The sequence below is a fragment of the Streptomyces sp. NPDC006265 genome, from assembly GCF_040613555.1.
Classification (GTDB): domain Bacteria; phylum Actinomycetota; class Actinomycetes; order Streptomycetales; family Streptomycetaceae; genus Streptomyces.
This window is the reverse complement of the sequence record NZ_JBEXSH010000422.1, coordinates 1-7679: the sequence shown is the minus strand read 5'-3', so window position 1 is coordinate 7679 and position 7679 is coordinate 1. Positions and strand designations below refer to the sequence as shown.

At 70.3% G+C, this 7679-nt stretch carries 5 protein-coding genes; 3 read left to right on the top strand and 2 right to left on the bottom strand.

Annotation, left to right across the window (positions count from 1 at the left end; translation table 11 throughout):
• The coding region (locus tag ABZ281_RS28950) for an ERAP1-like C-terminal domain-containing protein (RefSeq protein ID WP_356660147.1) at nt 1–485 on the top strand (485 nt) is incomplete at its 5' end.
• Between the two features lie 196 nt (nt 486–681).
• Complete coding sequence (locus ABZ281_RS28945; protein WP_356660145.1) at nt 682–1722, top strand: hypothetical protein; 1041 nt, start codon at nt 682–684, stop codon at nt 1720–1722.
• A gap of 365 nt (nt 1723–2087) precedes the next feature.
• Here the strand turns inward: ABZ281_RS28945 and ABZ281_RS28940 are convergent, their stop codons facing one another.
• Together ABZ281_RS28940 and ABZ281_RS28935 are read right to left on the bottom strand one after the other, a co-directional pair.
• Nucleotides 2088–3866: a TIGR03767 family metallophosphoesterase gene (locus ABZ281_RS28940; RefSeq protein ID WP_356660143.1), complete on the bottom strand. Its 1779-nt coding sequence runs from the start codon at nt 3864–3866 to the stop codon at nt 2088–2090.
• A gap of 254 nt (nt 3867–4120) precedes the next feature.
• A complete protein-coding gene (locus ABZ281_RS28935; RefSeq protein WP_356660141.1) occupies nt 4121–4579 on the bottom strand; it encodes an NUDIX hydrolase in 459 nt (152 codons plus the stop codon).
• A gap of 225 nt (nt 4580–4804) precedes the next feature.
• Here ABZ281_RS28935 and ABZ281_RS28930 point away from each other — a divergent pair.
• Nucleotides 4805–7679, top strand: a 2875-nt coding sequence (locus tag ABZ281_RS28930) for a S8 family serine peptidase (protein ID WP_356660139.1), incomplete at its 3' end; no start/stop codon positions are given.

Here is a 7679-nt window from a genome sequence, read left to right as displayed (position 1 = left end):
AGCCGCTGGCCGCGCACGGGGTCGTCGACGAGAAGGCGCTGGCCGAGGAACTGGCCCGGGACGACACGGCCTCCGGCAAGCGCCACCAGGTGCGCTGTCTGGCCGCCCGCCCGTCCGAGGCGGTCAAGGCGCAGGCGTGGGCGCAGGTCGTGGAGTCGGACGCGCTGTCCAACGCCATGGTCGAGGCGACCATCGCGGGCTTCTCCCAGGGCTCGCAGCGTGAGCTGATCGCGCCGTACGCCGACAAGTACTTCGCGGCGATCGAGCGGGTGTGGGCCGAGCGTTCGATCCAGATCGGCATGCACGTGGTGCAGGGCCTGTTCCCGTCGCTCCAGCAGTCGAAGAAGACGCTGGACGCCACGGACGCCTGGCTGGACGCCCACAAGGAGGCGGCCCCGGCGCTGCGCCGGCTGGTGTTGGAGTCCCGTGACGACCTGGCACGGGCGTTGCGTGGACAGGCGTGCGACGAGGCCTCTGAACAGTAGCTTTGGCCTGAGATCCGGGCGTTCCACCTTCGTTACGAGATGAATGCACCGTGAGCCGTAACCCCTGGTCCACACCCGAACGGACCAGGGGCTTTCGGCATCCGAACATCCGTCCTTTAGTGCCGGGTTGTACGTATGTGTCGACGGACCTGTAACAGTGGTTCAAGGAGGGTGGGAGAGCGGGAAATTGCGGGTCATGACCCACAACACCCCCCTCTCCCCCCGCCCCCTGCACGACGTGTCCGGAGGTGGCCGCCCCCGTGTGATGACGACGGCCCAGCTTCGCTCGCACGGTGTCTCCACGGCCGAGACGAACGAGCAGTGCCGCGCCGGCGGCCCCTGGCAGCAGTTCCTGCCGGGCGTCGTCCTGCTCCATCCGGGCCCGCCGACCAGCGAGGAGCGGCTGCACGCGGTGCTGATGTACGCGGCGCGGGAGCGCGGCACCGGGGTGCCCGCCCAGCCCGGCGCGGGCCGGCCGCACGCCCCCGCCTACCCCGAGGTGATGATCACGGGCCTGGCCGCGCTGACGCTGCACGGCTTCTCCTCCGCTCCCCCGCTGCCGTCCCTGGAGGCCATCGACGTCCTCGTCCCGCGGCTGCGGCGGCTGCGCTCCACGGGCTGCGTGCGCATCGTCCGCACACCCGTCATGCCCGCCCCCGAGCAGGTCACAGGGGTGCCGGTGGCGCCGGTCGCCCGCGCGGTGGCCGACGCGGTGGCCGAACTCTCGGACGCCGGCGTCGTCCGCAGGCTGCTCACGGAGGCGGTCCGCGCCGGCCACTGCGACCCGACGGCGGTGGTCCGCGAGCTGAACCAGGCCCGGCTGCTGAGCCGCCCCCACGTGGTGGACGCGGTGGAGTCCCTGCTCGCCGAGGGCCGGGCACGAGCGGAGGACCGGCTATACCGGATGGTCCACGAGTACGGCCTGCCCGACCCGGTCTGGAACGTCGACCTGCGCCTGCCCGGCGGCCCCTACCTCGGTGGCCTCGACGCGTACTGGCCCGACCAGGCGGTGGCGGTGGAACTCGACACCCGGGCGCCCCGGCAGGACGACGACGCCCGGTGGTCCGAGTACGCCCGCAAGCGCGAGCACCTGGAGCGGCTCGGCATCACGGTCGTCCACATCACACCGAGGAAGCTACGCGACTCCCCGGAGCAGCAGGCGACGGTGATCCGCACGGCCCTGATGGCCTCGGCCGACCGCGAACCGGCCGCGTATGTCGTGATGCTGCCCCGGTAGTGACGGACGCGGGGCAGGACCAGGAAGGGAGAGGAGGGGCCGCCGACCGTTGCCGGCGGCCCCTCCTCGGCGGTTTTCCAACCACCGACTTCACAGCAACTGCCGGGGCCGCCCGCTTCTTTGCCGGTGTCATGCTTCCAAGAAGTGGTGATCACCGCCAGGCTTGTTCATGAGGCGTGCTCGACTACGACCCGAGGCCCCTGCGCGGTTTCGTACTGTCGGAGCCGTCCCCAGTGGCTGGGGTTGGAAGAGGAGAAGTAGCCAGGTGCGTGCGCGAGCCAGACCCATGTGCCGAGCCGGGGCGCGGGACGGGGACGCAAGCGCAGCGCCACAGCCAGTGGCGCCCGTTGTGCAAGCCTGGGGCGCTAGCCCCGGGTCGTTGCCCCCTTCTTGAGCACCAGTTCGGTGTTGCGGTCCTTCGGGTCGCCGCCGAGGCTCGTGCTCGCGCCGGGGGCGTTGAGGGACAACTCGCGGTAGAGGGCCGCAAGGCCGGTCTGGGAGAGGTCGGAGAAGTCCGTGCGGTGCGGGGCCGATGACTCCACCAGCGTGGTGAACAGGGAGATCGTGCCGTCCTTGTTGTCGGCCAGTTCGATGACCCGGGCCAGCTGCGGGAAGTCGACGTGGGAGGCGGTGGAGATCTCCCAGAAGGAGCCGCCGCCGGACATCGAGTGCGGTGTGATGACGTTCTTGTGGATGTGGCCGTTCACCCAGGCGAGCACCCTGGGGTGACCGCCGAGCAGGGCGAGGACCTCCTGGCCGTTGTGGCGGCGCTCGTTCGGCCTCGCCGGGTCGCTGCGCAGGTTCGTCATCGTCTTGCTGGTGTGATGGCTGAAGATCACCGCATAGGAGTCCTTGTTGTCCCGCAGTGTCTTGTCGAGCCACTTCAGCTGGGCCGTACCGATGGACCCCTCGTAGTGGCCGCCGGAGTCGGTGGTGTCCAGGCTGATGCCGATGACGTCGTCGGAGATGCGGAAGGCGTAGTACTGGGTGCCCGCGTCCAGGTTGGCCAAGGAGTAGCCGTGGCCGGCCGGGCCGACGCCGCGGTGGGCCGGGTCCAGGTGCGCCTGGAGGTACTCGGCCGGGGTGAAGGGCGCGCGACGCTCGTCGGGGGTGACCGAACGCGTCGAGCGGGCGTGGGACTTGAGGAAGTCGTGGTAGCGGACGCCCTGCGGGTCGCGGGCCTTCTTGATCTGCGCCTGGAGCCGCTGCGCCTCGGCCGCGGAGACGTCCATCAGCTTCTTGCCGCCGACGGCCAGTTCGGTGAGGTAGGAGTCGCCGTGCGAGGCGTAGCAGCCCATCGGCAGGGTGTCGTGGTTGCCGACCGTCGAGTACCAGGGCAGGTTGAGGCCGGGGCTGCGGACCTCCCGGATGGCGGCCTTCAGGAAGCCGTCCAGGTGCGGGAAGCCGGCCTGCTTGTCGCTGTCGCGGACGGCGGCGTCGGGCTGCCAGTACTGCTTGAGGCCACTGTTCTGGACGCCTTCGTACCGGCGCGGGTCACCGGAGTTGGGCGTGATGCGCCCGCCGCTCATGATCTTCAGGAACCAGTCCAGCTCGGACTTGGCGTTGTTGTCCGTGTTGTCGCCGGTGGTCATGGCGAAGTGCAGCGGGGCGCCGGTGACGGGGGCACCGCGCAGCGCGTTGATCCGCTCGACGAGCGCGATCGCACCCTGCACGGTCAGCGCCTCGTGCGGCCGCCAGGCGTGGATGTCGGCCGAGCGCAGGTACTCCAGGCGCAGCGGGTGCTGGGCGTCGATGATGTGCAGGTCGGTGAGCTGGACGAACGCGGCCAGCGCGGTACGGCGCCCGGCGCGGCCGGACTTGGGCGCGGCCAGCTCGGAGCGGACGACGCGCCGCCAGCCGGGCCCGTCGCCCAGACGCCGGTAGCCGGAGCCGGAGCCGCCGCGCGGGGCGGCAACGGACGCCACGGTGGTGCCCTTGGTGTACGGGGCCAGAGGTGCGGCCGGTGCCCGGCGCGAGGACGCGGCCACGGCGGTGGTGCTCTCCCCGGCGGTGGCGGCCTGGCTGTCGCTGGGCCGCAGGGCGTAGCCGACGCCTCCGGAGAGGGCGACCGCGCCGGTGGCGGCGAGGACGGAACGACGGTGGATGCCCTGGCCGGAGCCGGCGACTGAGCGTGTGCGCGACATGCGCTTCTCTCCCCGAGTGCGAACGCGTCGGCAGTGGTCGCGGGGCGTTCACGTCGTGAACACCCCGCTCGTACTGAATCGTTGGCACCGGGGATGACCTGCGCGTGAACGAGGCGGCAACGCGCAGCGCCGATCACCGCACGTGGATCTTGGACTACCCTGCGCGTCGTCGCCCGCTCCGGGTCCGGCCGGGAACCGGTCACGCGGCGTTCATCTTCCGGGGTACCGCACCTGAACCGTCGTGCGGTCAGGCCCTACTCCAGAGCGTCGGCCAGCCGTCCGGTGACCGGGCGTTCGCGCCACATCCGCAGCGCGATGTCGACCATCGAGATCCGCACCAGACCGGGCACGGCGTTCAGCTCCTGCCAGGCGGCGAGGTCCGTGGAGCCGTTCACCTCGTTGCGCAGCTCGCCGCCGATGATCCGGGCCTCGTAGACGAACCGGACGCCGTGATGGTCGACGGGGGGTCCGAAGCCGTTGCGGAAGACGCGGTGGGCGGAGTCCACGCCCAGCAGCCCGGTCACCTCGATGCGGTACCCGGTCTCCTCCTCCACCTCCCGCCGGACCGTGTCGTAGGGATCCTCGCCGTGCTCCATACCGCCGCCCGGCAGGACCCACTCGGGCGTGCCGTCCTGGGCGGGCGAGCGGGCGAGGAGGATCTGTCCGTCCCGGATGCATATGGCGTAGGCCGCCACCCTCAACTTCTGTCGCACTCCGGGACGTTAACCGATTTCTTCGACACCTTCGGGACCGATGCTCACAAATCGCATCGCGGGTTTTCCCCATACATCCATCTCGTTTCGGTCAACCCTCCCCAAAGAAGTTCCCCTTGCGTAAGGCTGTGCGATCGTCCGGGCTTGCCGTTCGGACCGTGTGCGACCAGGGCCGATCGGGCCCCGGTCGCTTCCCGCTCGTTCCTTTACCTACAAGGGATGCCGATGACCCCTCCCACCCCGCGCGATCAGATATCGGGCCCGAGACGTGTGGCCCGCATCGCCGTGGCCGCCGGTCTCGTGGCCGCGCTCTCCGCGGCCGGGCCGATCCCGATGGCCTTCTCCGCCGACGGGCCGGGCACGGACGCCCCGGCCGACCCGAGCGTCAAGTCCGCGCATTCCAAGCTCGGTTCGGACGATGCGGACCTGCTCGCGGAGGCCAAGGCCGACGGCGACAAGACCGTCACGATGATGATCGCCACCGCCCCCGGGAAGACCGAGCAGGTCGCCGGGCAGCTGGACGCGATCAAGGGCGGCTCGGTGGGCCGGTCCGACGACAAGCTGGGCTACGTCCGCGCCACCGTCCCGACGGCCAAGGCGGACTCGGCGATCACGGCCGCCGCCAAGCTGTCCTCCGTGCACGGCATCGACCTGCGCGAGGAGATCCCGCTGGACGACCCGACGCCGAGCGCGGACACCGCGAAGGGCGCGAAGGCCGCCAAGGGCACCTACCCCGGCCCGGGAAAGAAGACCCCGGCGGAGAACCCGTACAACCCGTCCTTCGAGACGGGCGCGGTCGACTTCGTCGAGGACCACCCGAAGGCGGACGGCCGCGGTGTCACCATCGGCATCCTGGACTCCGGCGTGGACCTCGGCCACCCGGCGCTGCAGAAGACGACGACCGGTGAGCGGAAGATCGTCGACTGGGTGACGGCGACCGACCCGATCATCGACAACGACAACACCTGGCGCCCGATGGTCACGGCCGTGTCCGGCCCGGCCTTCACCTACCAGGGCCAGTCGTACAAGGCGCCGGCGGGCTCGTACTCCGTCAGCCTCTTCAAGGAGTCGTACACCGCCGCCGGCGACGCGAAGGGCGACGCCAACCGCGACGGCGACACCACCGATGTCTGGGGCGTGCTGTACGACGCCAAGACCGGCACGGTCCGGGTCGACCTGAACAACAACAGCGACTTCGGCGACGACGCCCCGATGAAGCCGTACAAGGACGGCCACCAGGTCGGGTACTTCGGGACCGACGACCCGAAGACCGACGTCTCCGAGCGGCAGCCGTTCGTCGTGGAGATCCGCAAGGACGTCCCGATGGACCCGCTGGGCGGCTCCTGGGTCGGCAAGAAGTCCGACTTCGTGAACATCGGCGTCATCGAGTCCGAGCACGGCACGCACGTCGCCGGCATCACCGCCGCCAACGGCCTGTTCGGCGGGCGGATGGACGGCGCCGCCCCCGGCGCCAAGCTGGTCTCCTCGCGTGCCTGCACCTGGTCCGGCGGCTGCACCAACGTCGCGCTCACCGAGGGCATGATCGACCTCGTCACCAAGCGCGGTGTCGACATCGTCAACATGTCCATCGGTGGCCTGCCGGCGCTGAACGACGGCAACAACGCGCGCAGCGAGCTGTACACGCGCCTCATCGACACCTACGGCGTCCAGCTGGTGATCTCCGCGGGCAACTCCGGCCCCGGCGCCAACACCATCGGCGACCCGGCCCTGGCCGACAAGGTCATCTCGGTCGGCGCGTCCGTCTCCAAGGAGACCTGGGCCGCCAACTACGGCTCGGTCGTGAAGAAGAAGTACGCGATGATGCCGTTCTCCTCGCGCGGCCCGCGTGAGGACGGCGGCTTCACCCCGACCCTCGTCGCCCCCGGCGCGGCGATCAACACCACGCAGACCTGGCTGCCGGGCAGCCCGGTCGCCGAGGCGGGCTACACCCTGCCGGCCGGCTACTCGATGCTCCAGGGCACCTCGATGGCCTCCCCGCAGGCCACCGGCGCCGCGGCGCTGCTCATCTCGGCCGCCAAGCAGAAGAAGATCGACCTCACGCCGGCGACCCTGCGCACGGCCCTCACCTCGACCGCCGACCACATCAAGGGTGTGCAGGCGTACGAGGAGGGCGCGGGCCTGATGAACATCCCCGACGCCTGGGACGCCATCCGCGACGACGCGACCTCCCACACCTACACGGTCAAGGCGCCGGTCGACACCGCGATCGACCAGTTCCTGAAGACCCCGGGCTTCGGCACGGGCCTCTACGACCGCGAGGGCGGCCTGAAGGCCGGGCAGAAGAAGACGTACGAGATCACCCTGACCCGTACGTCCGGCGCCGACAAGGCGATCCGGCACGAGCTGCACTTCGAGAACAACGCGGGCCGCACGTTCCGCATCGTCGGCTCCGACGAGGTGAAGCTGCCGCTGAACCAGCCGGTGACCGTCAAGGTCCAGGCCACGCCGAAGTCCGCGGGCATCAAGAGCGCGATCCTGGAGGTCGACGACCCGAAGACCGAGGGCATCGACCGCCAGGTCCTCAGCACGGTCGTGGTCTCCACGCCGCTGAAGTACACGTACTCCGCGAAGAGCTCGGTGCAGCGCAACAGCACCCAGCACTACTTCGTCACCGTCCCCGAGGGCGCGAAGACCCTCGAGGTCGCGATGAGCGGGCTGAAGGACAAGAGCCAGACCCGGTTCATCTCGATCCACCCGTACGGTGTGCCGTCGGACCCGACGTCGACGATCAACTGCTACCCGAACTACGACAACCCGTCCAACACCTGCCGTCCGGACCTGCGTTCCTACGCCGACCCGCAGGCAGGCGTCTGGGAGATCGAGGTCGAGTCGCGCCGCACGTCGCCGCTGCTGGACAACCCGTACAAGCTGGACGTCGCCGTGCTCGGCGCGGCCTTCGACCCGGAGACCGTGACCGTGCCCGAGGCGAAGGTCGGCACCCCGGCCGCCGCCTCCTGGAAGGTGACGAACGGCTTCGCCGCGCTCGACGGCAAGCTGGTCGGCGGCCCGCTCGGCTCGGCCAAGGTGGCCCGCCCCTCCATCAAGCAGGGCGAGACGCAGACCACGACGGTCGAGGTAC